The organism is Escherichia sp. E14S1, assembly GCF_004211995.1.
Classification (GTDB): domain Bacteria; phylum Pseudomonadota; class Gammaproteobacteria; order Enterobacterales; family Enterobacteriaceae; genus Escherichia.
Map to the genome: position 1 here is coordinate 416927 of NZ_RHJQ01000008.1, position 26518 is coordinate 443444.

Sequence of the window (26518 nt, forward strand, 5' to 3'; positions counted from 1 at the left end):
GAAAAAGTGGCATAATGACGCGTTGTCATTTATTGAAATGAAAAGTAAAACAATTCTCACCAGCAAACCGTCGTAACGGATTACGCGATACGATATAACATCTGGAACTTCATTATTACAACTCAGGCCGTATGAGCACTTTTAAACCACTAAAAACACTCACTTCGCGCCGCCAGGTGCTGAAAGCCGGATTGGCTGCCCTGACGTTGTCAGGAATGTCACAAGCCATCGCCAAAGAAGAACCTTTAAAAACCAGCAACGGACACACTAAGCCGAAAGCCAAAAAAGCTGGGGGCAAGCGGATAGTCGTTCTCGATCCGGGTCACGGCGGGATTGATACCGGTGCGATTGGCCGCAACGGGTCAAAAGAAAAACACGTGGTGCTGGCAATCGCCAAAAACGTCCGTTCAATTTTGCGCAATCATGGCATTGATGCGCGGCTGACGCGTTCTGGCGATACCTTTATTCCACTGTACGATCGCGTTGAAATCGCCCATAAACATGGCGCTGACCTGTTTATGTCAATTCACGCCGACGGCTTTACCAACCCGAAAGCCGCTGGTGCATCGGTCTTTGCCCTCTCTAACCGTGGCGCAAGTAGCGCGATGGCAAAATATTTGTCGGAACGCGAAAACCGTGCTGATGAAGTTGCCGGGAAAAAGGCGACCGACAGGGATCACCTATTGCAACAAGTGCTGTTTGATCTGGTGCAAACAGATACCATTAAAAATAGTCTGACGCTCGGCTCGCATATTCTGAAGAAGATTAAGCCGGTGCATAAACTGCACAGCCGCAACACCGAACAAGCGGCATTTGTGGTGTTGAAATCACCGTCGGTTCCTTCGGTGCTGGTGGAAACTTCGTTTATCACCAACCCGGAAGAAGAACGGCTATTAGGCACGGCGGCGTTTCGTCAGAAAATCGCCACAGCGATTGCTGAAGGCGTGATCAGTTATTTCCACTGGTTTGATAACCAGAAAGCACACTCGAAAAAGCGGTAAGTTATGAAACCCGACGCACACCAGGTTAGACAGTTCCTCCTCGACCTTCAGGATACAATTTGCCAGCAACTGGCCGCCGTAGATGGCGCAGAGTTTGTCGAAGATAGCTGGCAACGTGAAGCTGGTGGCGGCGGGCGTAGTCGGGTGTTGCGTAATGGTGGTGTTTTCGAACAGGCGGGCGTCAACTTTTCTCACGTCCACGGCAACGCGATGCCCGCTTCCGCGACCGCTCATCGCCCGGAACTTGCCGGGCGCAGTTTCGAGGCGATGGGCGTATCGCTGGTAGTGCATCCGCATAATCCGTACGTTCCCACCAGCCACGCGAATGTGCGGTTTTTTATTGCCGAAAAACCGGGGGCCGATCCCGTCTGGTGGTTTGGCGGCGGCTTCGACTTAACTCCATTCTATGGTTTTGAAGACGACGCCATTCACTGGCATCGCACCGCCCGTGACCTGTGCCTGCCATTTGGTGAAGACGTTTATCCCCGTTACAAAAAGTGGTGCGACGATTACTTCTACCTCAAACATCGCAACGAACAGCGCGGCATTGGCGGGCTGTTCTTTGATGATCTGAACACGCCAGATTTCGACCACTGTTTTGCCTTTATGCAGGCGGTAGGCAAAGGCTACACCGACGCTTACTTACCGATTGTTGAACGGCGTAAAGCAATGGAATACGGCGAACGCGAGCGCAATTTCCAGTTGTACCGCCGCGGGCGCTATGTCGAGTTCAACCTGGTATGGGATCGCGGGACGCTGTTTGGCTTACAAACCGGCGGGCGCACCGAGTCTATTCTGATGTCGATGCCGCCACTGGTACGCTGGGAGTATGATTATCAGCCAGAAGCAGGCAGCCCGGAAGCAGCGTTGAGTGAGTTTATTAAGGTCAGGGATTGGGTGTAACTCCCTCATCCCAACTCCTGCATCCGCTGATGCAGTGTCAGTGACGGCTTCTCGGCAAACAGTTGCTGATAATCCGTGGCGAATTGCCCCAGATGCCAGAATCCCCACTGCATGGCGGCGTCTTTTACCGTCATACTTTGCGACCACGGACTAATCAGCTCACGGCGCACGGCGTTCAGGCGAATGCGTTTTAGCCACGCATTCGGGCCAATGCCCAAAATAGCGTGAAATGCGTTTTGTAAGGTGCGGCGGCTGACGTGCAGTTGATTACACAAGTCCAGTACGGTTACCGGTTCGGACATGTTTTCCAGCACATATTCACGGGCGCGGGAAAGCAAACGTCGGTAACTCTGATGACTAATACTTTCCGCTGTCACCATTGGTTGCGCTTCTTCCAGCATCGCCCCCATCGCCATCAGCAAATTATCCCCCAGCACTTTACGCACCGCAGGCTGATGAAGATTCTCCGGGTTCTCGCAAAATGTCGCCAACGCCTGTTGGACAAAGCCCCACAGCGCGGCTTTATGCTGATCTTTCACTTCCAGCGCCGACTGGTTACGTAACATATGCAGCACCCTTTCCGGGTTATGCAAAAAGTTAGCCTGCCGGGTAATGACATCTTCAGAAAGCACTACGCCAAGGATCGTATAATCATCTGGTGTACTCAGTTCAAACTCGGTGCCGCCAGGGCGCGTGGCAATTTCCGCGCGTCCCAGGCATTGTGAGCCGATAAATCCCTGTTCGCCGCGTGTCGCCGGAATACCAAACCAGAAAGAGTTCGGCCAGACCAGGCACGACTGACGCAGTGCCAGACCGGTGTATTCACGGAAAACCTGAATATCATCAAGCAGAATTTCCGTAAATTCACCATGAAACTTGCCCGGATGCAGCTGATCGTAAATCTGCTGCCAGGCGGTAATCGTCAAAGCATGTTCATAGACATCCGTTGTCTGTCGTTGATGAACATTATCCACTTCGACCTTCGGCGTAAGCTTCAGGTTTTCGGATAAGGGTTCATGATAAAGATGGTGCAAATTAGCTGTACGGGGCTTTTTCATGATGTTAATGCCGGGTGTTATATGACACCCGGCACCTCCGACAGATTAATGGGGCTTGAGACGATAACGACTACTGCGTTTACGTAACGTCCCGGCAGAAAAGAGCTGTTCGAGCGCATTTCTGGCTTTTTCCAACGGCCAGCCAAAGTGGGCAGCCACTTCTCCTGCCGTCATTCCCTGACGTACTGATGTTAACAGCGCCAACAACTCGTCAGCAGATTCCGCAACGATAGCTGGCACGCAGGGTTCCTTTACAGCTTGCTTCGGCTGGCGGTTAAAGCCAGTAACCAGCCACTGGGTGTCATCGTCTGGCCGACCGATCTCCTTGCGGCTAATGACGCGCCCGGTACGCATCGCAGCAGCACAACCTGCGTCCAGCGCCGCACGACACGCCGCCAGATCGCCTTCCACCACCAGCGTCAACCTGCCAGGGTCAAGTACTTCATGACTGAGCAGACGTACGTTGGCCGCTTTCAGCATCGCATCCGCCGCATCGATTGCTGCGACCATGCCGTCCACTTCCAGCAATCCCAGTGCATTGATCATCGGCAACCTCCGTTACGCACGCTGGATTGGATTCCGCGCGATTTCCAGCACTGCATCGGTAAAGGCATTACAGGCCGCTTTACACGCCGCCTGGCTTCCCGTTAAGAATGCGGCGGAATAGTTGGTTTCTGACGGCGGCGGGACATAAGTCACCAGTTGCACGTCGGCAGATTTTAACGCTGCATCAATGCCATAAGTCGCTTCCAGCGGCGGCGCCACCAGATACGCCATCGGATCGCCAAGCGTAATACCCGCAGTGGAAGAGAGATAAGAACCAGTGCGCGAAACCACATGTGCAAGGAATGCCGTATCTTGCGCATCGTTGGCCCACTGGAAGGCCGCACCGTTTTCAATATGCGCAACCATTGCATCCAGACCAGCACGCACTTCCGCCGGGTTTGGCCCGCCCAGCATAATCAGCACTTCACCGGCAGTCGGTGACGGGCCGTGTGCGGCTCCTGCATACAGCGAGCGGCCATACACCACTTCCACCATCGCCTGTTTGGTCGCTTCATCAGCGGCAATGTAGGTGACGTCATCGGAGTCGGCGGAAATCAGCCCAAGGCTACGAATATGCGGTGGCAATTTCAGCTCACGCGCAAAATCGGCGTTAACGGAGGCAATCACCCGCATGGCGGTGACCGACGGTCGAATCAAATCTAAAGCTGGCATGATGCCTCCTTATCGGGTCATGTTGATGCCGGATGCTTTCTGCTCCAGCATACGTTTCGCCAAATCCACAATAACTGCTGCGGCTTCAACTGGCGGCGTGCCGCCCTGGTGAATGTTAGAGATACAGGTGCGATCGGCCTCAACGGTGGTCGCCATACGCGGCGAGTAAACGGCGTAGCAGGAGAGACTTTCTGACTGCCCTAACCCCGGGCGTTCGCCCACCAGCAGGATCACCACTTTCGCGCCGAGGATCTCACCGATCTGATCTTCAATTTTCACGCGACCGTAACGCACAAAGAACGGCGTGCCGACTTTCAAACCAGCCTGTTTCAGGCCCGCCATCAGCGGTGGCAGGATCTCTTCATAGTTCACGGTGATCGCGTCAGTAGACAGGCCATCAGAAATAACGACCTGTACGTCCGGACTGGCGACACACTGTGATTTCAGGGCTTCAACAGCTTCTGCACACAGGCGGCGACCCATATCCGGGCGAGTCAGGTAGAGATTTTTGTCGCTAATTTCAGAGCGCACTTCCAGCAAGCCCTGCGCTTTCACCCACTCTTCCGGCACTTCTTTCAGTACGGTATCTTTCGAACGAGAGTGATCGGCCAGGAAACGCAGCAGCGCCTGGGTACGCGGACGCGGACCAGCACGACCGGTACAGACGCGGGCCACGGTGCTGCGGCGCAGTTCTGTTAATACGTCTGCGCGATGCGGATTTTCAACGCCAATCCACGCCTTCGCTTCAGCGGAACCTAAATCCAGCACACAGCTTTCCGAGGTCACCGGTGCCGAACAGGCTGTGGTGGTGCATTTGGCTTCTGATGGCGCGGGGGCTGCTTGTCCCATTGACGCCATCACGCTGCGTACAATTTCTTCAATCTGTTTTTGATCCATGATGTGTTATCTCCGCGTCATCAGAAGAACAGTGACGGATCGCCCGCCCGTTTGGTCAGGCGACCGTTTGCCATAATGCCCATGCTTTCCAGCCAGCGTTCAAACTCCGGTGACGGACGCAGGTTGAGTAACTGACGCACAGTGGCGGTATCGTGGAACGCCGTGGTCTGGTAGTTGAGCATGATGTCATCGCCCAGCGGCATCCCCATGATGTAGTTGCAGCCTGCGGTGGCGAGCAGGATCATCAGGTTTTCGTTGAGGTTCTGGTCAGCGTCAGCGTGGTTGGTGTAGCAGCAGTCACAGCCCATAGAGATGCCGCTCAGCTTGCCCATAAAGTGATCTTCTAAGCCCGCACGAATAATCTGGCGGTCGTTGTAGAGATACTCCGGCCCAATAAAGCCGACCACGGTGTTGACGATAAACGGATCGTAATGACGCGCCAGCCCATAGTTACGCGCTTCCATCGTCACCTGGTCAGCGCCGAAGTTAGCACCTGCGGACAGCGCAGAACCTTGTCCGGTTTCGAAGTAGAGGCAGTTTTCCCCGGCGATACGGTTGAACTCCGCGCCCACTGCGCGCGCTTCATCAAGCATCGCAAGTTCCACGCCAAACTCTTTCAGCCCTTTTTCGCTGCCGCAAATACTCTGGAAAATCAGCCCGCCCGGCGCGCCGCGACGAATCGCTTCAATCTGGGTAGTGACGTGCGCCAGCACGCAGCCCTGGGTCGGAATGTTGTATTTGTCGATCACGCCATAGATGGTATCCAACACGCGGCTTAAGTTTTCCACGTCGTCAGTCACTGGGTTAACGCCGATCACCGCATCGCCCACCCCGAAGGAAAGCCCTTCGTAGATTTGCGCGGCGATACTTTGCACGTCGTCACGGGTATCGTTCGGCTGCAAACGGGCGCTAAAGGTGCCCGGAATACCGATGGTGGTATTGGCCTTTTTGATCACCGGCATTTTCTTCGCGCCGTAGATCAGGTCCGCGTTGGAGCAAATCTTCGCTACCGCCGCGACCACTTCCGAGGTCAGCCCTTTGCGGGTAAAGGCAATGTCATCCACGCTGGTTTCATCGCTCAGCACATACTCACGCAGTTCGCTGATGCTCCAGTTTTTAATCTGGTTGTAGGCCGTTTCGTTAACGTCGTCCTGAATCAGCCGCGTGACGCAGTCATCTTCATAGGCAATCACCGGATTATTGCGGATGTCCGCTACGGTCATTTCCGACAACACCTGCTTTGCCGCCACGCGCTCCTGTGAGCTTGCCGCTGCAACGCCCGCCAGCACATCCCCCGAACGCAGTTCGTTGGCTTTAGCCAGCACCTCTTTTACATCCTTAAACTGATATACATTGCCGAACAATGTGGTCTTTAGTTTCATAAGTCGTTCCCTCAGGAAGGAAATGCGAGTGATTTCACCGTCACCGGCACAACCGATCCGCCAAAAAGAGGCGTACCAATGTCGATATAGTCCCCCGCGCGGACAATCACTTCGTCAATGACTGCCAACGGGAGTTGTTGTAGCTGTGGGCGCAACAACATGCCCAGAGCTTTACCAAAGTCCTGCCCGGCCACCACCAGCAGGGGATGCGGATTCGGAAAACGCGCGACGAAATCGACCAGCGCGTTGATGACCGTCAGTACCGCGGCGTAACGCACAGGCAGCGAGGCGGGAAGCGCCAGCACGTACGCGTCAGTTTTGGGATCAAGATCCAGCTGAATCAGCGCCTGTTGCCAGGCACTCACCAGATCCGTTTCATCAATTGGGATCGCCACCGGCAAATTACGCAGCGGCAGTTGTACGCCCTCCAGCCAGATTGTGCTGCCAGAGAGCGAAAGAGTATGTGCGCCCGCGCCAATCACCGTGGCGCGCACGGTTTGCGCCGGAAACTGCACGTTCATCTCACGCAGGCGCGGATGGTCATGCAGCGCCGTTGCCAGCAGCGGGCCAATATCGGCAAAACAGAACGGATCGGCGGGCTGGTGGCGATAACATTCGCCCACGCCGCCAGAAAGCGTAATGATTTCGGGCGTAACACCTGCGGGCAGTAAACCGGTTTGCATCAATGCCTGCGCGAGCGGCGAGAGCGTTCCGTCAATCACTTCGACAATCAGTTCCGCCATCCGCCGGGTAACCTGCACCAGCTGCGCGCCAGTCAGCGAACGGGCGTCAGTGCCTGCGCCGAAACACTCATCCACAATCATCTGCCCCGGTTTATGGGCGTACACCACGCGACCCTGGCTGTCGGTTTCCAGCAGGCGACCGCCAACGTTGAGGCAGGCAGTACCGCTGATTTTTCCGGCATCGAACAGGGCGTAGTTCGCCGTGCCGCCGCCGATATCGATATTCAGTACCCGACACAGCCGTTGTTCAGAGAGGGTTTGCGCCCCGGCACCGTGACCCGCAATCACGGATTCGAGATGCGGTCCGGCGCTGGCGACCACAAAATCGCCCAGCGACTGGGAGAGCGTCATCACCGCCAGACGAGCATTGCGGGTTTTTGCACTTTCGCCGGTGATGATGATGGCACCGGAATCAACGCTTTCCGGTGCAATGCCCGCAGCCTGATATTGCTCGAGGATTAAAGTTTTCAGCTCCGCTTCTTTTAAACCGCCCTGTTTATCGACAGGGGTAAAGAACACCGGACTTTGCCAGCTAATTTCGCGTTTGATGAATTCGTAGCGCGGCACCTGCGACACTGCCGCACGGTTAACCAGCTCCAGGTGGGAGAAAATCACCTGGGTGGTGGTGGTGCCGATATCGATACCGACGCTTAGTAGCTGGCGAGTGTTCACGATTGCGCCTCCGCTTCGGTTTTAGCCGCAGTCGCGTCTTCTTTTGGTACCAGCATCATCGCCACGCCAATCGCCGTTACGCCGCCGATCAACTTGCCGACAATCATTGGGAAGATCATGGCGTTCATGTTGGCAGCGGCGAAGCCTAAGTGGTCGCCCAGAGCGAAGGCTGCGGAAACGGCGAAGGCGCAGTTGATGACTTTGCCGCGAGTATCCATCTGCTTCATCATGCCGAACATCGGGATGTTGTTAGCAAGCGTTGCCACCATGCCAGCTGCCGCGATATTGTTCATATTCAGCACTTTACCGACGCTCATCAGCGGTTTTTCAAACCAGCGGGTCAGCAGCAGCACCATCGGATACGCACCTAACAGCACGCAGGAGATAGAGCCGATAACTTCAATGGCGCGCATCACCTCACCTGGTTTATCGCCAGGGGCCATGAAGATCGGATCCAGGCCCGGGATCAGTTCCCAGCCAAGCAGGAATTTCACCACCGCGGCAGCAAGGCCGAGGGTAATCAATACAACGAGGAATTTGGCGAAGATCTGGAAGCCGTTGATCATTTTTTCCGGGATGAATTTCAGCCCCAGCGCCACCAGTACCGCGACGATCAGTACCGGGATCATGTTCATCAGGATCAGGGCAAAGGTGAATTCCACAGGCTGGCCGTTGATTTGTACGCCGGAATACATAGCTACCAGACCACCAGCAATACAGCCAATTGGAATGGTCACAATGCCGGCCAGCACACCGAGCGCCAGATAACGACGGTCAGAAGGTTCGATAATGCCGAGCGCCACCGGAATGGAAAACACAATCGTTGGCCCCATCATCGACCCGAGAATTAACCCAGAGTATAGCCACGCTGCTACGTCGCCGCCCGCCAGCTCTTTGGCGAGGAAGAAGCCGCCCATATCGCACGCCAGCAGCGTTCCGGCGAACATTGACGGGTTGGCGCCGAGCATTTCGTAAACCGGGATGATCACCGGCCCGAGTACGTGGGCCAGTACCGGTGCCAGCGCGGTCATACCGACCATCGCCAGGCCCAGTGCGCCCATTGCCATAAAGCCTTCTTCGAACTGCCCGCCGGATCCTTCGATACTTTTACCGAACTTACCGAGGAAACGTGCAGAACCGCCGAACTGCGACAGGATCCTGTCTACGGCAGCTATCAGCATAAAGAACATCATGATGTACATGATGATTTCGTTAATTCCCATCGCCTTTACTCCCTGTTAGTTGTTATTTATTGGCGGATGTGGCGTAAACGCCTTATCCGCCCTACATGTGCAATCCTGTAGACCGGATAAGACGCGACAAGCGTCGCATCCGGCATTTATTGCGCCGCTGCGTACAGGCCGACAATCTGCTCCAGGCTGGCGGTACGCGGGTTGCTGCGCAGACAAATATCTTCCTGCGCGGCCTGCGCCCATGCACCGTAATGCGCAGATGTCGCACCAACATCGCCCAGTCGTTTACCAATCCCAACTTCCGCTATCAGCTCGCTTACCGCATTAATAGCGTCACGATCGTCGGATTTTTTAGTTCGCAGCGCCCGACCAACCTGGCTAAAGCGTTCGCGACAAACCATCCGGTTAAATTCCATCACCGTTGGCAGCAACATGGCGTTCGCCAGACCGTGCGGAATATGCAGCGCCGCCCCTGGCTGATGCGCCATCGCGTGGCATAACCCAAGCCCGGCGCTAGAAAACGCCATTCCCGCCATACATGAAGCCAGCAACATACTCTCGCGCGCGGCAAGGTCGTGACCGTAGCCCACCGCTTTCGGCAGCGATTGACCAATCATCGCAATGGCGCCAATCGCCAGGCTGTCGGTAAACGGGGTGGCGTTCAGCGCGCTATACGCTTCAATGGCGTGAGTTAACGCATCGATGCCAGTCATCGCCGTGACATGCGACGGCACGCCTTCGGTTAGCGCAGCGTCGAGAATCGCGACATCCGGCATCAGCGAGGCATGTGCTAACACCTGTTTGCGCCCGCTTACCGCATCGATGATCACCGTCACGTTAGTCGTTTCAGAGCCGGTTCCGGCGGTCGTTGGAATGGCAATCAGCGGCAATCGTGGTTGCAGAACGCTGGTTTCTGACATTTTTGCCAGCGTGCTATCGGAATTCGTCACCAGCAACGCTACGGCTTTCGCTGCATCGAGCACCGAGCCACCGCCAAACGCGATGACACCATCGCAGCCTGATTCACGCAGCTGCGCCACGGCTGCGCACACGTCTGTAATGCACGGTTCGCCCACCGGACACGGCCAGAGCGTCATAGCGATACCTTTGACGGTCAGACTGCGAATCAGCCCGGCGGTCATCCCCGACTGATGCAAAAAGCCATCCGCCATCACAAACAAATGTTTCAGCCCGCGCGTTTGCGCTTGCTGCCCGCAACTGCCCACCGCGCCCGGACCGCAAAGCGTCACCGGTGGAACGCTAAATGTTTTTACCCGTTGCAGATTCAGGGTATCGAACGCCTGAAAGAGCGCGGTCTGCAATTCATTTTGCATATATCCCCTCCGCTTTCTCTCGCCCACTACTGGCGATCGCCAGCGGGGTCATAAACAAACTGTGCTGCGGTAGATGCACCTGTAACGCCGGGAATTGTTTGCGAAACAGTTCCGCCACGCCCGGTTGCATACAGGAGCCGCCCGCCAGCCATAAATCAGTAATGCCCTGCCCTTCAATATGCCGGGCGACAATGTCCGCCATTTTTTCGTACACCGGTTTCACCGCGGGCCAAATCTCTTCACCATGTCCGCGCTTGTACTGCTCTGCCTCTTCCAGCGAAATACGGCGATTTCCGGCGAGAGTCAGAGAGATGTGATGTCCGCCGGTGGCTTCATCCGCCGAGTAAGTCACCTTGCCCTTTTTCACGATGGCAATGCCGGTGGTGCCGCCGCCGATATCCACTACACCTGCGTTATCCAGTTGCAGCAGATCCGCCACGGCAGTTGGCTCATCCAGCACATGGCTCACTTCCAGCCCGGCGGATTCCAGCACGTTGATGGATATACGCGGGTCCGTACCAGGAGGAAATGAGGTCGCCGCATGGCTAAAACGGCGACCGAATTGCTGCTCAAGCGTGTCGAGATGGCGACGAACAATGGTGACAGCGCCGAAGAAATCCCAGACGATGCCGTCGCGGACCACATCGGCCCAGTCGAGGCATACCGCCACCGGCTGACCGTCGCGATCGACAACCATCGACACCACATCGCAGGTGCCCAGATCCACCCCCAGCCACAGCGGAGATTCCGTCGCGGCGGGCGTCTGGTTACACAGCGTTACCGCCGTTTGCAAACGCGGGGTGAGCCATTGTTCGTCGTGCGCCATCGGTTACTCCTTAAACAATGCGAAACGCATCGACTAATACACAGCGACGCAGACGGACAAAAGTACGCGCGCTGGTTACCCCTTCACCGGTTGGCGTGGTGATGGTCATGGTGGTCCAACCTTCCCCGCCCAGCCCCAGCCCGGCAATGCACGGTCCGTTTTTGACGAAAATGCTGGTATCAATAGCGTTTGCCATCTGGTTCATGTTCTCGATATTGCGCGAGTGCATTGCCGCCGTGTGGTGGCAACCGCCTTCCAGTTTCACCACCAGCGCAATGGCATCCGCCACGTTGGCGACGCGCACGACGGGCAGCACCGGCATCATCAGTTCGGTCACGGCAAACGGATGTTCTGCGGTGGTTTCTACAAACAGCAATCGCGTTTCTGACGGGACGTTCAGGCCGATTGCCGCCGCGATTTTCGCCGCATCGCGACCAACCCAGTCACGGCTGACGGAGCCTTTTCCGCGCTCGTCGATATTTTTCAGCAACACCGGTTGCAGCTGCTGCGCCTGTTCTGCGGTCAGTTTCACCGCGTGCTGGCCTTCCATCAGACGCATCAGTTCATCGGCTACGCTATCAACAACAATCAGCACCTTTTCATCGGCACAGATGATGTTGTTATCGAAAGAAGCGCCTTTGACGATGGACTGAGCGGCACGGGCGAGGTCGGCGGTTTCATCCACCACCACTGGCGGGTTACCGGCACCTGCGGCAATCAGGCGTTTATTGGTGTGTTTGCGCGCCGCTTCCACTACCGCTTCGCCGCCCGTCACCACCAGAAGGCCGATGCCTGGAAACTTGAACAAGCGTTGCGCGGTTTCGATATCCGGATTTGCCACGGTAACCAATAAGTTTTCCGGCCCGCCTGCGGCAACAATCGCCTGGTTGAGCAGCGTAATCGCCCGCTGGGAGACTTTTTTCGCCGCCGGATGCGGGGCAAAAATGACGCTGTTGCCCGCGGCAATCAGGCTGATGGCGTTGTTAATTACGGTTGCCGCCGGGTTAGTGGAAGGCGTCACCGAAGCCACCACGCCCCAGGGCGCGTTTTCAATTAAGGTCAGGCCGTTGTCACCCGTCAGCACCTGCGGAGAAAGACACTCAATGCCTGGCGTACCGCGCGCCTGGGCGACGTTTTTGGCAAATTTATCTTCAACGCGGCCCATACCGGTTTCACTGACGGCAAGTTCCGCTAAATCTCTGGCGTGTTTTTCGCCTGCGTCACGAATGGCTGTTATCGCCAACTGGCGCATTGCCACGCTCTTTAACCCTTGCTGTGCAATTTTGGCTGCCGCAACGGCGTCATCCAGGGAAGCGAAAACGCCCATCTCATGAACGGCGGCGGGCGGCGTGTCACTGCTTTGCATTTTCAGCAGTACCGCTTTCACCACCTGTTCAATATCCTGTTGATTCATGATGTTCTGCCTTATTTGTGGAAAATAACCTGACCGCCAGACACCACCTCATCGACGATGCCAATCACGCACAGATCGACCGGTGACGTTTCGCTTTTATGCGCCTGGCGGGCGGAACTGCCACTCACCAGCAACACCCACTCCCCGGTTCCCGCGCCAATATTGTCGATGGCGACGGCACATTGCCCGTCAGGATTACCTTGTGGATCAATCATTTCCACCATCAGCAATTTGTCATGCGCCAGTCCGTGATGGCGTACGGTACAAACAATTTGTCCAGTGACGATTGCCAGTTTCATACCCGCCTCCGTGGCGTATTTCAGGTAAAAGCTCCCCCTACCCTCCGCGGAAGGTAAAATGAAAAAGGAGAGAGCGTGACGCCCGAATCGACGTCACACAGGGTGATTACAGGTTGCTGCTGTCGCCTTTCAGGCCGATCGGGAAGACTTCTTCCAGGTCGCCGTGCGGACGCGGGATAACGTGTACAGATACCAGCTCGCCAATACGCTGTGCCGCTGCGGCACCAGCATCGGTCGCGGCTTTACAGGCTGCAACATCACCGCGAACCATCGCAGTGCACAGGCCGCCGCCAATCTGCTTCACGCCGACCAGTTTGACGCGCGCAGCTTTCACCATCGCGTCAGAAGCCTCAATCAGTGCAACCAGGCCCCGGGTTTCGATCATTCCTAATGCTTCCATTGTGTTTTCCTCTTTATCAGGGTCCAGAACGGGACCGTTCATTCAACCAGTGTTTGTAAACTGCTTTCGCGGTTCACTTCTGTCTGACGCGGTACGGCTGCCACCAGCGCCAGTTCGATAATTTCCTGCACGCTACAACCACGAGAGAGATCGTGCATCGGCGCGGCAAGTCCTTGTATCAATGGCCCGACGGCACGATACCCGCCAAGCCGTTGTGCGATTTTGTAGCCAATATTTCCGGCTTCCAGCGACGGAAAAACCATCACATTGGCTTTGCCCTGTAGCGGGCTGGCAGGCGCTTTTTGCGCCGCCACTTCCGGCACGAAGGCGGCATCAAACTGCAACTCGCCATCGACTACCAGCTGCGGCGCGCGCTCACGGACGATTTCTGTCGCCTGCTGGACGTTGGCAACGCAGGGGTGACGGGCGCTACCGTTACTGGAAAACGACAGCATCGCCACGCGCGGCTCTTCTCCGGTGATGGCGCGCCAGGTTTCGGCGCTGGCAAGCGCGATATCCGCCAGTTGCGCCGCCGTCGGCTGCGGCACCACGCTGCAATCGGCAAAGCCCAACGCCGGACCGCTGTACTGTGGCAGCATCAGGAAAATGGAAGAGAGCGTTTTACAGCCAGACTGCAAGCCAATAATGCGTAATCCGGCACGCAGCACATTCGCCGTGGAAGAGAGGTTGCCCGCGATACAGACATCCGCTTCACCGGCGCTGACCATTGCGGCGGCGAACATCAGCGGTTCGGTGAGTTTTTCCAGCGCATCCGGCGGCGTTTTTTCGCCCGCGCGGGCCAGCCAGCGATGAGCAAATTCTTCCCGCATTGCGAGGTTGCCATGCGGATCAATCACCTGTAGCCCGTCCATCGCCACGCCGTGACTGAGCGCAAACTGACGAAGTTCAAACGGATTGGCGACCAGAATGGGCGTTGCCAGACCTTGTTGATGTAAATATTGCGCAGCTTTCAGTACGCGTTGGTCTAAAGCATCTGGAAAAACCACTCTGGCGGGCGCTCGCAACGCCAGTTCACGACAACGTTCAATAATCATTGCGTCTCCCCCAGTCGTTGTTGGATCTGCTTCACCGTTAGCGGCTGCTTCGTTACGCTCAGGATCATCATCACGTAAACCGTGCTCGAAAGGCGGTTCAGCGCCTGCAAGATGTCCGGGCGTAATACTTCAAAACTGCGGGTGATAAACACCTGCGCCGCTACGGTTTCGGTTTCACGCACTTTGGTGCGTAGCAGATTCAGCAACGCCGCATCGCGCCCGTGGCTGGCTTCCGGCACCAGATGATCGTGGTCGAGATAGCGCAGCGGCTGGTGAGAAAGTCGATGCAGATCTTCGTCAGAAAGCCCGACAATCGCCTGGCAGCCCAGCGGTTCCCCCAGCGCATCGGCACGCATAATGTTGCCAAGACGCGAGCGAATATCCGCCAGCCACGGCTGCCACGGTTCCGCCAGTTCAATTTGCAGCCACACAGCCAGCGCAATGGTGCTGTCGAGAACAGCGCGAAAACCCAGGCGCGGATCGCTTTTGGCAACCATTTTTTCCGCCGACAGATGAGTCAGTGTGTCTGGTTTTTTCGCCACCGGCTGGCGGCACAGTTCGCAGCACGCCTGCGGATGTTCATCGCTACTGATCAGCCCGTGAACGGGCTGCGGCTGCTGCTGTTCATCATCAACAAACAGGCTACCCTGTTCGTCAATAAACTTGATGCGCAGATGGCGGCTTTCCAGTAACTCCCGGGCAGAGGGCGTCAGGCGACTGTCCGCAGGGAGATGGATCTCTGCGCCTTCGCTGAGCGTATGGTTCGCTCTTAGCCATGCTTCGGTGATGAAATCTTTCATAGGGACTGCCAGTTAGCCGGCCAGGCGACATACAGGAATTTCACGCTGGATGTCGTACCAAATTCGATGCTGGATCCTTTCGGGATAAACATCACGTCGCCCGCTTTGGCAATCATGGTTTCGCCTTCGTGGCGAACATGCAGCTCCCCTTCCAGCACCATGTCGATTTCGTCGTAGTTCAGGGTCCACGGGAAGAAGGCGTTGTCCCACTGCATGAAACCAGCGGCCATACTGCTGCCGTCGTCTCCGGTCACAAGATCAGTTAAGCCCACGCAGTGCGGTTCAGCGCCATCGAAACGACCAAACTTGACGCTGCTGCCATCAATCACTTTGATGCCGCCTTTGCCGGTCACCGATTTGAAGCTCGGCTGCATTGCCCCCTGCTACAGTGACTGTTTTTCCTTCATCACTTTTTCCATCAGCTGCGCGACCAGGCTTTCGGTAAACTGGCCTTCCGGCAGCTGGGCAATGATGGTTTCGCGGATGCGCTGGCTTTCGGTTTTATCGGCTGATGCACTGGCGGGAACGGATGCCATTACAGGCGTCGATTCATCGCACTCGGTGATGGTAAAACCCAGTAGATCCGCCACTTCGCGCGCTTCAGGGGTAATAATGCTGGCGCGCAGAACCACGGACATTGCCTGTTCGCCGCGCGCGTGTGCTTCACGAATATCATTCGCTGTGATGAGTTTTTTCACCTGCTTCCTCCTGTTCGGTGAGAGATGTCAGATAATCCACCAGTTGCTGCACGCTTTGCGGGTCATGGTTGTTTAGCGCGAAAATTGGCTCCTCAAAGCCAGTCTCAAGCAATAACTGTCGCGTTGCGGTGACGTCAGCATCCGGCATGTCCGTTTTACTGATAATGGCGATTTGCCGTTTACTGGCGCCAATATCCAGCAGCCCGGCAGGTAATCGGCTTTCTGGATCATTTGCGCCGTGGACATATATCAGCATGTCCACATCCTGTAGCGTGGTTATTAAGGCGTGATACCAACGGGGATGGCTAAAATATTCACCAGGAGTATCAATATCGCCATTATCATTAAATTCCACGGCCTGTGTTTTTCTGGCGAGGGTATAATTCCCCTGCAACGCATTAAATAACGTTGTTTTTCCTGCCCCGACGCTACCCACAAACGCAATTCGTTTCATGAATGCCTCGTATTAACTTTTAGTCATTTCACACAGCGTATAATTTAATAAGCGTCCTAAACCACTGACGGTTTGTGATAACGCTTCTTCTACTGCGCCCACCGAGCCATAAATCACCAGCGCGCCGCTAAAACGGTCGAGAAAACCGATATGCACATCAGCGGCTTTCAGCGCTAAATCACCGGCGATCATCGCCGTTTCGCCGGGAGTTAGCGTCATAATGCCAATTGCGCCAGCATCCGGAACGCCGATTTTCTTCGCCAGTTCTTCACCCGGATGCGCAATCAAATGCGCCAGCGTGACCTGTTTCCCAGGTACAAATTCCTGAATGATGCGTTCTTTGTCCATGAGTCGCCGCCTGTAAAAAACGTGCGTGTATCGTGACAATTTTTCGTCAGAGTAAATAACAAAATTCGGCAAGCGTGTTTAAAAGGTGAGGTAGATCACTAAGAATGGAGAGATATTTACCGTGATACATAAACTTTCATATGCAGAGCATGAATAAATATAAAGATATTGCTTTATTTTATGTCGGGTAATTTATTTGCTATTAGTAAAAGCAGTAAGACGTATTAATAATATAAAAATCGCTTACCCCGAATTACTCAGGGTAAGCGTGATAGTTAAGCAAGAATTACAGCGGTTGGGTTTGCGCTTCAACCACGGCGAGCGCCACCATGTTGACGATACGACGCACTGACGCGATCGGTGTTAACACGTGAACCGGTTTCGCCACGCCCATCAGCACCGGGCCGACGGTGACACCTTCCGAGCTGGAAACGCGCAGTAAGTTGTAACTAATACGAGCAGCTTCCATGTTCGGCATCACCAGAATATTAGCGGAACCTTTCAGGGTGCTGTCCGGCATACGGTCGTTGCGAATCGCTTCTACCAGCGCCGCATCACCGTGCATTTCGCCATCAATCATCAGCTCAGGCGCACGTTCCCTGACCAGCTCGAGCGCTTTACGCATTTTGCTCGACGACGGGCAGTTGGAAGAACCGAAGTTGGAATGCGACAACAGAGCAACACGCGGCTCAATACCGAAACGACGGACAGTTTCTGCCGCCATCAGCGTGATCTCCGCCAGCTCTTCTGCGTCTGGGTCATCATTAACATAGGTATCAGCAATAAAGGTATTACCACTTGGCAGCAACAGCGCGTTCATTGCGCCTGCGGTGTGAACGCCATCGCGATAACCAAAGACATTTTTCACTACGCTAAAGTGTTCGTGATAATCGCCCACCGTTCCGCAGATCATCGCATCGGCTTCACCACGCTGAACCATGATCGCACCGATCACCGTCGGGTTACTGATCAGCGCACGTTGTGCCTGTTCCTGAGTGACACCACGACGCTTCATGATCTGGAAGTATTCGCTCCAGTACTCTTTAAAGCGTGGATCGGATTCGTTATTGACGATCTCAAAATCAACGCCCGCTTTGATCTGCAAGCCCAGTTTCTGAATACGCATTTCGATCACGTTCGGACGGCCAATAAGGATCGGTTTTGCCAGTCCCAGGGTTACCAGTTCCTGCGTCGCATGCAGAACGCGCGCCTCTTCCCCTTCCGGCAGAACAACGCGCTTCGGCGCTTTGCGAGCCTGGGAGAATATCGGCTTCATAAACAGGTTGGTTTTGTAAACGAACTCGGTCAGCTTGTCGATGTAGACGTCAAAATCGGCAATCGGGCGCGTCGCCACGCCGGACTCCATCGCCGCTTTAGCGACCGCTGGGGCGATCTTAACGATCAGACGCGGATCGAACGGTTTTGGAATGATGTATTCAGGGCCAAAGCTCAGATCCTGATCGCCATACGCAGAAGCCACCACTTCGCTCTGTTCGGCATGGGCCAGTTCCGCAATCGCGCGGACTGCCGCCAGTTTCATCTCTTCATTGATAGCCGTTGCGCCAACATCCAGCGCGCCTCGGAAGATGAACGGGAAGCAAAGCACGTTGTTAACCTGGTTCGGATAGTCGGAACGACCGGTACAGATGATGGCATCCGGACGCACTTCTTTCGCCAGCGGCGGCAGAATTTCCGGTTCTGGGTTCGCCAACGCCAGGATCATCGGCGCGCGGGCCATTTTCTTCACCATTTCCTGAGTCAGCACTTTCGGGCCGGAACAACCAAGGAAAATATCCGCGCCTTCAATCACATCGTCGAGGGTACGTTTGCCGTCATCCACCACCGCGTAAGCCGCTTTGGTTTCCGCCATGTTCGGCTCACGGCCCTGATAAATAACGCCTTTTGAGTCGCACACCACGATGTTATGTTTTTGCAGACCCAGCGCCACCAGCAGGTTCATACAGGCAATTGCCGCTGCGCCCGCACCAGAAACTACCATCCGTACGTCGGAGATATTTTTCTCTACTACGCGTAATCCGTTGAGAATGGCGGCGGTGCTGATGATTGCCGTCCCGTGTTGGTCGTCATGGAATACCGGAATGTTCATCCGCTGGCGCAGTTTCTGTTCAATATAGAAACATTCTGGCGCTTTAATATCTTCGAGGTTGATACCGCCGAAGGTCGGCTCAAGCGCGGCGACCACTTCGATAAATTTGTCCGGATCCAGCTCGTCAACTTCGATGTCAAACACATCTATCCCGGCGAATTTCTTAAACAGAACGCCCTTACCTTCCATCACCGGTTTGCCTGCCAGCGCGCCAATATTACCCAACCCCAGCACCGCCGTACCGTTAGAGATAACTGCCACCAGGTTACCGCGCGCGGTATATTTGTAGGCGTTTAACGGATCTTTTTCGATTTCAAGACAAGGCGCGGCGACACCCGGTGAATAGGCCAGCGCCAGATCGCGCTGCGTTGCCAGAGGTTTGGTCGGAGAAACCTGGATTTTTCCTGGTACAGGAAATTCATGGAAATCAAGTGCACTTTGTTTTAACTGCTCATCCATTTGGTTGTTCCTTTCACGTAACGTTCACAAAAATAGGTGTGGGCAACTGCCTCAGCCCACAACGTGGCGCACATTATTACCTTGCCGGAGCTTCGAGATTCTGAGCAAGCCCAAACTCTCTCCCATCAAATAATGTTTTGGTAATAATCCCATAACACTGATGTTACCTGCTTCATCCAGCAATACCATGCCTGTCTGCTATGCTTTTTTGATGCGTTTAGCGAAATTTCTCAGAAGTGTGAATTAACGCACTCATCTAACACTTTACTTTTCAAGGAGTATTTCCTATGAACGAGTTAGACGGCATCAAACAGTTCACCACTGTCGTGGCAGACAGCGGTGATATTGAGTCCATTCGCCATTATCATCCCCAGGATGCCACCACCAATCCTTCGCTGTTACTCAAGGCTGCCGGTTTATCACAATATGAACATTTAATAGACGATGCTATTGCCTGGGGTAAAAAAAATGGCAAGACCCAGGAACAACAAGTCATCGCGGCCTGCGACAAACTGGCTGTCAATTTCGGTACAGAAATTCTCAAAATCGTACCCGGTCGCGTGTCGACAGAAGTTGACGCACGCCTCTCTTTTGACAAAGAAAAAAGTATCGAAAAAGCACGCCATCTCGTGGAGTTGTACCAACAACAGGGCATTGAGAGATCTCGCATTCTGATCAAGCTGGCCTCCACCTGGGAAGGAATTCGCGCAGCAGAAGAACTGGAAAAAGAAGGCATTAACTGCAACCTGACGCTGCTGTTTTCCTTTGCTCAGGCACGGGCCTGTGCAGAAGCGGGCGTTTTTCTGATTTCGCCGTTTGTAGGTCGTATTTATGACTGGTATCAGGCGCGCAAACCGATGGACCCGTATGTAGTAGAGGAAGATCCGGGTGTCAAATCTGTGCGCAACATCTACGACTACTATAAGCAGCATCGCTACGAAACCATTGTGATGGGTGCCAGCTTCCGTCGTACCGAACAAATCCTCGCCTTAACCGGCTGTGACCGTCTGACCATCGCGCCGAATTTGCTGAAGGAGTTGCAGGAAAAGGTTTCGCCAGTGGTTCGCAAACTGATCCCGGCATCGCAATCCTTCCCTCGCCCCTCCCCGATGAGCGAAGCGGAATTTCGTTGGGAGCACAATCAGGATCCGATGGCGGTAGAAAAACTGTCTGAAGGCATCCGCCTGTTCGCCGTTGATCAACGCAAACTGGAAGATCTTCTTGCCGCCAAATTCTAAAACCAGCCACGGAGTGTTTTATGTCCCGAAAAGACCTTGCCAATGCGATTCGCGCGCTCAGTATGGATGCGGTGCAAAAAGCCAATTCTGGTCATCCCGGCGCGCCGATGGGCATGGCCGATATTGCCGAAGTGCTGTGGAACGACTTTCTCAAACATAACCCCACCGATCCGACCTGGTATGACCGCGACCGCTTTATTCTTTCCAACGGTCACGCCTCGATGTTGCTCTACAGTTTGCTACATCTGACTGGTTATGACCTGCCGCTGGAAGAACTGAAGAACTTCCGTCAGTTGCATTCGAAAACCCCAGGTCACCCGGAGATTGGCTATACGCCAGGTGTTGAAACCACCACCGGTCCACTTGGACAAGGTTTGGCGAACGCGGTTGGACTGGCGATAGCGGAGCGCACGCTGGCAGCGCAGTTTAACCAGCCGGATTATGAGATTGTCGATCACTTCACCTACGTGTTTATGGGCGACGGCTGTCTGATGGAAGGTATCTCTCACGAAGTCTGTTCACTGGCAGGAACGTTGGGACTCGGCAAGCTGATCGGCTTTTACGACCACAACGGTATTTCGATTGATGGTGAAACCGAAGGCTGGTTTACCGACGATACGGCAAAACGGTTTGAAGCCTACCACTGGCATGTTGTCCACGAGATCGACGGCCACGATCCGCAGGCGGTCAAGGAAGCGATCCTCGAAGCACAAAGCGTGAAAGATAAGCCGTCGTTGATTATCTGCCGCACGGTGATTGGCTTTGGTTCGCCTAATAAAGCGGGTAAGGAAGAGGCCCACGGCGCCCCGCTGGGCGAAGAAGAAGTCGCGCTGGCACGGCAAAAACTGGGCTGGCATCATCCACCATTTGAGATCCCCAAAGAGATTTATCACGCCTGGGATGCCCGCGAAAAAGGTGAAAAAGCCCAGCAGAGCTGGAATGAGAAGTTTGCCGCTTATAAAAAGGCCCATCCACAACTGGCTGAAGAGTTTACTCGCCGAATGAGCGGTGGTCTGCCGAAGGACTGGGAGAAAACGACTCAGAAATATATCAATGAGTTGCAGGCGAATCCGGCGAAAATCGCTACCCGTAAAGCGTCGCAAAATACGCTTAACGCCTACGGCCCTATGCTGCCGGAGCTGCTTGGCGGTTCGGCGGATCTGGCCCCAAGTAATCTCACCATCTGGAAAGGGTCTGTGTCGCTGAAGGAAGATCCCGCAGGGAATTATATTCACTACGGGGTACGCGAATTTGGTATGACTGCTATTGCCAACGGCATTGCACACCACGGTGGCTTTGTGCCGTATACCGCAACGTTTCTGATGTTTGTTGAATACGCCCGTAATGCCGCGCGGATGGCGGCACTGATGAAAGCGCGGCAGATTATGGTTTATACCCACGACTCAATTGGTCTGGGCGAAGATGGTCCGACGCACCAGGCGGTGGAGCAACTGGCAAGTCTGCGCTTAACGCCGAATTTCAGCACCTGGCGACCGTGCGATCAGGTGGAAGCAGCGGTGGGCTGGAAGCTGGCGGTTGAGCGCCACAACGGACCGACGGCGCTGATCCTCTCCAGGCAGAATCTGGCACAGGTAGAACGAACACCGGATCAGGTTAAAGAGATTGCTCGTGGTGGTTATGTGTTGAAAGACAGCGGTGGCAAGCCGGATATCATTTTGATTGCTACCGGTTCAGAGATGGAAATCACCCTACAGGCCGCAGAGAAACTGGCGGGAGAAGGTCGCAATGTTCGCGTGGTTTCCCTGCCCTCGACCGATATTTTCGACGCCCAGGATGAGGAATATCGCGAGTCGGTGTTGCCTTCTAACGTTGCGGCCCGCGTGGCGGTAGAAGCGGGTATAGCCGATTACTGGTACAAATATGTTGGTTTGAAAGGGGCGATTGTCGGAATGACGGGTTACGGGGAGTCTGCTCCGGCGGATAAGCTGTTCCCGTTCTTTGGCTTTACCGCCGAGAATATTGTGGCAAAAGCGCATAAGGTGCTGGGAGTGAAAGGTGCCTGATGCTGATTGCCGGATGCGTCTTATCCGGCCTACCTGTCCCCGCCATGATGTTTAACGGGTGATCCACAACGTGGGCCAGGCGTCTGGCCCATGCCAGTTATCGCAGGTCGGTTCTGCGGCGTAACGCACCAGGCGAAAACGCTGGCCGTCAAAACGCCAGCGCGCCTGAATGCCACAATCGCTTAATCCGCGACCTTTCGCTAAGGTCACCAGTTCACGCGTTTTTTCATCAAATGTTGCGTTCATCAACTCCAGTTCATTCGTCTCCTGACCGTTGTTGAACGGCAAACGTAACCGTACCGGGCGCGAGGCCAGTGGCTTTTTACGCGATACAATCCATGCCAAATCAATGGTGTTATAAGCACCTGCCTCACAGCTAATCATCATTAATGCTTTATCATCGGTCAGTGCCGTAACGCTCACTTCACGACGCAACGGATCAAGCGAGCAGCGCAGACCATTCATCCGCCAGTTACCATAATCCAGCAAATCGTTACGTTCTTCACGAGAAAGCGGTGTCGGCGTTGGGTTAACCACCGCGACCTCTTTCAGCGCAGGCGCGGGCGGTACGCTGAGCGGCGGTTCGTCCCCTTTCTTTATCCACGCGGTTTCACTGCCAACGCGCTTTTGCTGGGCATCAATAAACAACAACGCCGCTTTTAATCCATTTAAAGAAATGGTCTGATCGCCATCGTGTAAGGTGATTGCCTTCCCTTCCTGAATCATCTGCAAAAACGTGGTGATGGTTGCCGTATCATCGGTTACTAATAACCATGGTGAAATCCGCCACTTGTCACCACTTAACGCCAACGGCTCACCATCTAACAGCAGCCGTGGCGCTATTTCCCCTTCCGACACATCCGGTGATTTCAACCCGCCGCGCTCAATACGTAAAACGGCGTCGGTATGCGCCCCGGCGCTGCGGCTCAGGGTCATCACCAGTCCATTATGATCGCCAGTATTGCGTGCCACACAGAAGTTTTGGTTATTACAGGTGACCTGCCAGTCGGAAAACGCCCGTTGCGCTGGTGCCGCCCACGCCAAAGACGTCGGCAACAAAGCGAAAAAAAAGAGAAGAAAAATGCGATAGCGCATGGACGGTACGACCCCAGAAGTTCAAACAAACAGCACAAGTCGTATCTTCGTTGCGCAGGTAGCGCGGCTCAATCGGATTTATCGGATTGAGCCAATAATAAACAACGAAATATTATTGTTATTTTTCAGTCCATTAAATGTGACGTTTGCAAATAGTTAAGCAATAACACCGTCTTACCGTCACGTATCTCGCCGGTTTTGATCATCTCCAGCGCCTGGCTGAACGGCAGCTCGAGCACTTCAATATCTTCATCTTCGACACCGCCACCGGCGTTAGCGCGCTGATTGTCACTGTATTCGGCGATAAAAAAGTGGATTAGCTCAGTCACACCGCCTGGCGACATATACAGTTCAAATAATTTGCGCACTTCGCCCACTTCATAGCCCGTCTCTTCAATCGCTTCTTTGCGAATACAGACTTCCGGTTCGTCGTTATCCAGCAGCCCGGCGCAGGTTTCAATCAGCTGCCCGCTTTCATTGCCATTAACCCAGGTAGCGACGCGGAACTGACGAATCAGAACTACGGTCTTTTTCTTCGCGTTGTAGAGGAGGATCGTCGCACCATTACCGCGATCGTAAACTTCACGTTTATGGCGGATAACTTCGCCATCTTTGCGCGTGAGATCGTAAGTAATGTTGTGCAGGGTGAAATAGTTATCGGAGAGAATTTTGTCTTTAATGAGGGTGATTTGTTGCGTCATACCGACTCCACAGCGCGAAATGAACAATTATCTTACGCTGTGAAGTCGGGTTTGTCTGCGTAGGCTATCAGTGAGATTTGACTGATTTTACACCTAGCCAGTCAATGATCCCCTGTGCCGCATGACGTCCTTCTGCCATTGCGGTAACCACCAGATCCGCGCCACGCACGGCGTCGCCACCGGCGAAGATTTTCGGATTGGTGGTCTGGTAACGGTACTGGCTTTCAACGTCCGCCACGATGCGGCCCCACTTATCCACCGTTACACCGTGCGACTCCAGCCACGGCATCCCGTGCGGGTTGAAGCCAAATGCCATGATCACCGCGTCGGCTGGCATCACAAATTCACTGCCCTCAATCGGTACCGGACGCCGACGCCCTTGTGCATCCGCTTCGCCAAGACGCGTGCGCAGGAAACGAATCCCGCAGACGTGACCTTGTTCATTCAGCTCAATCGCCACTGGCTGAACATTAAACTCAAAGTTCGCCCCCTCTTCGCGGGCGTTCTTCACCTCTTTCTTCGAGCCTGGCATGTTGGCTTCATCACGACGGTAGGCACAGGTGACGTTGCTCGCGCCGTGGCGCAGCGCAGTACGTACACAATCCATCGCGGTATCCCCACCGCCCAGTACTACCACATTCATCCCGGCGGTATTAATAAATGGCTCTTCCGGTAACTCTTCAAGTCCCATCACCTGTTTGGTGTTGGCAATGAGGAACGGCAGCGCGTCATAAACGCCCGGCGCCTCTTCATTAGGTAAACCCGCTTTCATGGAACGGTAAGTGCCTACGCCAACGAAGACCGCGTCGTATTGTTCCAAAAGCGAACCCAAAGAGACATCTTTACCCACTTCACAATTGAGTTCGAAGTGAATCCCCATCGCGCTGAAGATCTCCCGGCGGCGTGCCAGCAGGGATTTATCCAGTTTGAAAGAAGGAATGCCGAAAGTGAGCAAGCCACCGATTTCTGGATGGCGATCGTACACCGTCACCGCCACGCCATTGCGGGTCAGAACATCCGCACAGGCCAGCCCTGCCGGCCCCGCGCCAATAATCGCCACTCGCTTGTCGACTTTGGTGACATGACTTAAGTCAGGACGCCAGCCTTTCGCCAGCGCCTGATCCGAAATGTAGCGTTCAATATTGCCGATAGTCACCGCACCGTGCTCATCGCGAATAGTACAGGCACCTTCGCACAGACGGTCTTGCGGGCAGACGCGTCCGGTAATTTCCGGCAGGGTGTTGGTCTGGTGAGAAAGCTCAACGGCGGCGTCGATGTTTCCAGATTTCACCAGTTCAATCCATTGTGGAATGTGGTTATGCAACGGGCAGGTCCATTCACAGACGCTATGCTCGCCGCACTTCAGGCAGCGCGAGGCTTCCTGTTGTGCCTGGTCGGCACGAAACGGCAGATAAATTTCATCAAAACCAGTTTTGCGCGCTTCAATCGCCAGTTTATCCGGCTCGCCACGCGCGGGCGTTGCCTGCATTTGCTCGACTTTACTCATTACCGGCATTTCTTGTGCCGCGGTACTGGCATGCCACGGTTGATGTTCCTGGCGCGCGGTGCGCAGGCGGCGGGATTTCGCCATGCCGGAGAGTGCAGCGTCAGTGACCAGTTGCAGCGCGTCCGCCGGGCAATTCTCGACACAGGCAGGGCCGTTTTCGCGCCCTGCACACAGGTCGCATTTATGCGCGGTGGCTTTAACTTTGCCCTCCGCGACGGGCGTCAGGACGATTTGCATCGTACCAAATGGACAGGCCACCACGCAGGATTTACAGCCAATACACTTTTGCTGATTGACCTGAATGCTGTCATCAACGTGGCTGATCGCGCCATTAGGGCAGCTACGGGCGCAGGGCGCATCTTCACAATGGTGACAAGTCACTGCGCTACGTTGCTGCTGATGTTTAATAACCGTAATTCGGGGGTGGAAATGGTGCTGACTCAACACGTGTTGCTCATCATTGTGAGCCATCACACAGGCCACTTCACAAGCATGGCACCCCAGACATTGCTGACTGTTGGCCATAATAAAACGATTCATAACGACCTTCTTTTTTGGTTGTAAAAACCTTATTCTTTATATGAGTGTTGTTATTACCCGACTTAGACGGGGATCGGCAATGTTCATGTGCCCAGAACAAGTAACTATTTCGCTATAAACTGTGGCAGATCAAATAATCTCATCGCTTATCA

General features: G+C 54.6%; 24 protein-coding genes and 1 pseudogene. 4 read left to right on the forward strand and 21 right to left on the reverse strand.

The features are described 5' to 3' along the window. The first annotated feature begins 131 nt into the window (after nt 1-131). Both amiA and hemF read left to right on the forward strand, forming a co-directional pair. Nucleotides 132-1001 (forward strand): N-acetylmuramoyl-L-alanine amidase AmiA, encoded by an 870-nt coding sequence (gene amiA, locus D9734_RS10900; RefSeq protein WP_130207396.1) that lies wholly within the window; start codon nt 132-134, stop codon nt 999-1001. 3 nt (nt 1002-1004) lie between these two features. Further along, a complete protein-coding gene (gene hemF, locus D9734_RS10905; protein ID WP_130207398.1) occupies nt 1005-1904 on the forward strand; it encodes an oxygen-dependent coproporphyrinogen oxidase in 900 nt (299 codons plus the stop codon). 5 nt (nt 1905-1909) lie between these two features. On the opposite strand, the gene eutR is transcribed toward hemF, so the two are convergent. From eutR to maeB, 18 genes and pseudogenes are all read right to left on the reverse strand, one after another. Further along, nucleotides 1910-2962, reverse strand: coding sequence for an HTH-type transcriptional regulator EutR (eutR, locus tag D9734_RS10910; protein ID WP_130207400.1), 1053 nt, complete (start codon nt 2960-2962; stop codon nt 1910-1912). Nucleotides 2963-3007: 45 nt separating this feature from the next. Then, a complete protein-coding gene (gene eutK, locus D9734_RS10915; protein WP_130207402.1) occupies nt 3008-3508 on the reverse strand; it encodes an ethanolamine utilization microcompartment protein EutK in 501 nt (166 codons plus the stop codon). A 12-nt stretch (nt 3509-3520) separates the two neighbouring features. After that, complete coding sequence (gene eutL / locus D9734_RS10920) at nt 3521-4180, reverse strand: ethanolamine utilization microcompartment protein EutL (protein WP_001111027.1); 660 nt, start codon at nt 4178-4180, stop codon at nt 3521-3523. 9 nt (nt 4181-4189) lie between these two features. Continuing rightward, nucleotides 4190-5077: an ethanolamine ammonia-lyase subunit beta gene (gene eutC, locus D9734_RS10925; RefSeq protein ID WP_130207403.1), complete on the reverse strand. Its 888-nt coding sequence runs from the start codon at nt 5075-5077 to the stop codon at nt 4190-4192. A 20-nt stretch (nt 5078-5097) separates the two neighbouring features. Further along, the gene (gene eutB, locus D9734_RS10930) at nt 5098-6459 is read right to left on the reverse strand and encodes an ethanolamine ammonia-lyase subunit alpha (protein WP_000769975.1); all 1362 of its coding nucleotides are present in this window, start codon (nt 6457-6459) and stop codon (nt 5098-5100) included. Between the two features lie 11 nt (nt 6460-6470). Beyond that, the gene (gene eutA, locus D9734_RS10935) at nt 6471-7874 is read right to left on the reverse strand and encodes an ethanolamine ammonia-lyase reactivating factor EutA (RefSeq protein WP_130207405.1); all 1404 of its coding nucleotides are present in this window, start codon (nt 7872-7874) and stop codon (nt 6471-6473) included. After that, nucleotides 7871-9097 (reverse strand): ethanolamine utilization protein EutH, encoded by a 1227-nt coding sequence (gene eutH / locus D9734_RS10940; RefSeq protein ID WP_130207407.1) that lies wholly within the window; start codon nt 9095-9097, stop codon nt 7871-7873. Before eutH ends, eutA begins: the two co-directional genes overlap by 4 nt. Nucleotides 9098-9213: 116 nt before the next feature. Continuing rightward, on the reverse strand, nt 9214-10401 hold the full coding sequence (gene eutG, locus D9734_RS10945) for an ethanolamine utilization ethanol dehydrogenase EutG (protein WP_130207409.1): 1188 nt from the start codon (nt 10399-10401) through the stop codon (nt 9214-9216). Beyond that, nucleotides 10391-11227 (reverse strand): ethanolamine utilization protein EutJ, encoded by an 837-nt coding sequence (gene eutJ / locus D9734_RS10950; RefSeq protein ID WP_130207411.1) that lies wholly within the window; start codon nt 11225-11227, stop codon nt 10391-10393. Before eutJ ends, eutG begins: the two co-directional genes overlap by 11 nt. Nucleotides 11228-11237: 10 nt before the next feature. Then, the gene (locus D9734_RS10955; protein ID WP_130207413.1) at nt 11238-12641 is read right to left on the reverse strand and encodes an aldehyde dehydrogenase family protein; all 1404 of its coding nucleotides are present in this window, start codon (nt 12639-12641) and stop codon (nt 11238-11240) included. 11 nt (nt 12642-12652) lie between these two features. Next, complete coding sequence (gene eutN, locus D9734_RS10960; protein WP_130207415.1) at nt 12653-12940, reverse strand: ethanolamine utilization microcompartment protein EutN; 288 nt, start codon at nt 12938-12940, stop codon at nt 12653-12655. A gap of 106 nt (nt 12941-13046) precedes the next feature. Beyond that, complete coding sequence (gene eutM / locus D9734_RS10965; protein ID WP_000387713.1) at nt 13047-13340, reverse strand: ethanolamine utilization microcompartment protein EutM; 294 nt, start codon at nt 13338-13340, stop codon at nt 13047-13049. 38 nt (nt 13341-13378) lie between these two features. Beyond that, nucleotides 13379-14395 carry a phosphate acetyltransferase gene (pta, locus tag D9734_RS10970; RefSeq protein WP_130207417.1) on the reverse strand — a complete coding sequence of 339 codons (1017 nt, stop codon included), beginning with the start codon at nt 14393-14395 and terminating at the stop codon, nt 13379-13381. Further along, nucleotides 14392-15195: an ethanolamine utilization cob(I)yrinic acid a,c-diamide adenosyltransferase EutT gene (eutT, locus tag D9734_RS10975; protein ID WP_130207419.1), complete on the reverse strand. Its 804-nt coding sequence runs from the start codon at nt 15193-15195 to the stop codon at nt 14392-14394. Before eutT ends, pta begins: the two co-directional genes overlap by 4 nt. Beyond that, nucleotides 15192-15893: pseudogene (eutQ, locus tag D9734_RS10980) on the reverse strand (ethanolamine utilization acetate kinase EutQ). Before eutQ ends, eutT begins: the two are co-directional and overlap by 4 nt. Continuing rightward, on the reverse strand, nt 15868-16347 hold the full coding sequence (eutP, locus tag D9734_RS10985; RefSeq protein ID WP_130207421.1) for an ethanolamine utilization acetate kinase EutP: 480 nt from the start codon (nt 16345-16347) through the stop codon (nt 15868-15870). Before eutP ends, eutQ begins: the two are co-directional and overlap by 26 nt. Before the next feature lie 12 nt (nt 16348-16359). After that, nucleotides 16360-16695 (reverse strand): ethanolamine utilization microcompartment protein EutS, encoded by a 336-nt coding sequence (gene eutS / locus D9734_RS10990; protein WP_000356956.1) that lies wholly within the window; start codon nt 16693-16695, stop codon nt 16360-16362. A 286-nt stretch (nt 16696-16981) separates the two neighbouring features. Beyond that, nucleotides 16982-19261, reverse strand: a complete 2280-nt coding sequence (gene maeB, locus D9734_RS10995) for an NADP-dependent oxaloacetate-decarboxylating malate dehydrogenase (RefSeq protein ID WP_130207423.1) — start codon at nt 19259-19261, stop codon at nt 16982-16984. A gap of 287 nt (nt 19262-19548) precedes the next feature. Here maeB and tal point away from each other — a divergent pair, with 287 nt between their 5' ends. Beyond that, complete coding sequence (tal, locus tag D9734_RS11000) at nt 19549-20499, forward strand: transaldolase (RefSeq protein ID WP_130207425.1); 951 nt, start codon at nt 19549-19551, stop codon at nt 20497-20499. Nucleotides 20500-20519: 20 nt separating this feature from the next. Further along, on the forward strand, nt 20520-22523 hold the full coding sequence (tkt, locus tag D9734_RS11005; protein WP_130207427.1) for a transketolase: 2004 nt from the start codon (nt 20520-20522) through the stop codon (nt 22521-22523). 51 nt (nt 22524-22574) lie between these two features. Here tkt and D9734_RS11010 read toward each other — a convergent pair whose 3' ends face one another. The 3 genes from D9734_RS11010 to aegA all read right to left on the reverse strand — a co-directional run bounded on the left by D9734_RS11010 (nt 22575) and on the right by aegA (nt 26366). Next, nucleotides 22575-23618: a DUF1176 domain-containing protein gene (locus tag D9734_RS11010; RefSeq protein ID WP_130207429.1), complete on the reverse strand. Its 1044-nt coding sequence runs from the start codon at nt 23616-23618 to the stop codon at nt 22575-22577. A gap of 125 nt (nt 23619-23743) precedes the next feature. After that, on the reverse strand, nt 23744-24319 hold the full coding sequence (gene nudK, locus D9734_RS11015) for a GDP-mannose pyrophosphatase NudK (protein ID WP_000193711.1): 576 nt from the start codon (nt 24317-24319) through the stop codon (nt 23744-23746). Nucleotides 24320-24386: 67 nt separating this feature from the next. After that, the gene (aegA, locus tag D9734_RS11020) at nt 24387-26366 is read right to left on the reverse strand and encodes a formate-dependent uric acid utilization protein AegA (RefSeq protein WP_130207431.1); all 1980 of its coding nucleotides are present in this window, start codon (nt 26364-26366) and stop codon (nt 24387-24389) included. Between the last annotated feature and the right edge of the window lie 152 nt (nt 26367-26518).

Excerpts from the sequence above, each read along its gene's own strand:
- amiA (WP_130207396.1), top strand. The coding sequence starts at position 132 with ATGAGCACTTTTAAACCACTAAAAACACTCACTTCGCGCCGCCAGGTG.
- hemF (WP_130207398.1), top strand. The coding sequence starts at position 1,005 with ATGAAACCCGACGCACACCAGGTTAGACAGTTCCTCCTCGACCTTCAG.
- eutR (WP_130207400.1), bottom strand. The coding sequence starts at position 2,962 with ATGAAAAAGCCCCGTACAGCTAATTTGCACCATCTTTATCATGAACCC.
- eutK (WP_130207402.1), bottom strand. The coding sequence starts at position 3,508 with ATGATCAATGCACTGGGATTGCTGGAAGTGGACGGCATGGTCGCAGCA.
- eutL (WP_001111027.1), bottom strand. The coding sequence starts at position 4,180 with ATGCCAGCTTTAGATTTGATTCGACCGTCGGTCACCGCCATGCGGGTG.
- eutC (WP_130207403.1), bottom strand. The coding sequence starts at position 5,077 with ATGGATCAAAAACAGATTGAAGAAATTGTACGCAGCGTGATGGCGTCA.
- eutB (WP_000769975.1), bottom strand. The coding sequence starts at position 6,459 with ATGAAACTAAAGACCACATTGTTCGGCAATGTATATCAGTTTAAGGAT.
- eutH (WP_130207407.1), bottom strand. The coding sequence starts at position 9,097 with ATGGGAATTAACGAAATCATCATGTACATCATGATGTTCTTTATGCTG.
- eutG (WP_130207409.1), bottom strand. The coding sequence starts at position 10,401 with ATGCAAAATGAATTGCAGACCGCGCTCTTTCAGGCGTTCGATACCCTG.
- eutJ (WP_130207411.1), bottom strand. The coding sequence starts at position 11,227 with ATGGCGCACGACGAACAATGGCTCACCCCGCGTTTGCAAACGGCGGTA.
- D9734_RS10955 (WP_130207413.1), bottom strand. The coding sequence starts at position 12,641 with ATGAATCAACAGGATATTGAACAGGTGGTGAAAGCGGTACTGCTGAAA.
- eutN (WP_130207415.1), bottom strand. The coding sequence starts at position 12,940 with ATGAAACTGGCAATCGTCACTGGACAAATTGTTTGTACCGTACGCCAT.
- eutM (WP_000387713.1), bottom strand. The coding sequence starts at position 13,340 with ATGGAAGCATTAGGAATGATCGAAACCCGGGGCCTGGTTGCACTGATT.
- pta (WP_130207417.1), bottom strand. The coding sequence starts at position 14,395 with ATGATTATTGAACGTTGTCGTGAACTGGCGTTGCGAGCGCCCGCCAGA.
- eutT (WP_130207419.1), bottom strand. The coding sequence starts at position 15,195 with ATGAAAGATTTCATCACCGAAGCATGGCTAAGAGCGAACCATACGCTC.
- eutP (WP_130207421.1), bottom strand. The coding sequence starts at position 16,347 with ATGAAACGAATTGCGTTTGTGGGTAGCGTCGGGGCAGGAAAAACAACG.
- eutS (WP_000356956.1), bottom strand. The coding sequence starts at position 16,695 with ATGGACAAAGAACGCATCATTCAGGAATTTGTACCTGGGAAACAGGTC.
- maeB (WP_130207423.1), bottom strand. The coding sequence starts at position 19,261 with ATGGATGAGCAGTTAAAACAAAGTGCACTTGATTTCCATGAATTTCCT.
- tal (WP_130207425.1), top strand. The coding sequence starts at position 19,549 with ATGAACGAGTTAGACGGCATCAAACAGTTCACCACTGTCGTGGCAGAC.
- tkt (WP_130207427.1), top strand. The coding sequence starts at position 20,520 with ATGTCCCGAAAAGACCTTGCCAATGCGATTCGCGCGCTCAGTATGGAT.
- D9734_RS11010 (WP_130207429.1), bottom strand. The coding sequence starts at position 23,618 with ATGCGCTATCGCATTTTTCTTCTCTTTTTTTTCGCTTTGTTGCCGACG.
- nudK (WP_000193711.1), bottom strand. The coding sequence starts at position 24,319 with ATGACGCAACAAATCACCCTCATTAAAGACAAAATTCTCTCCGATAAC.
- aegA (WP_130207431.1), bottom strand. The coding sequence starts at position 26,366 with ATGAATCGTTTTATTATGGCCAACAGTCAGCAATGTCTGGGGTGCCAT.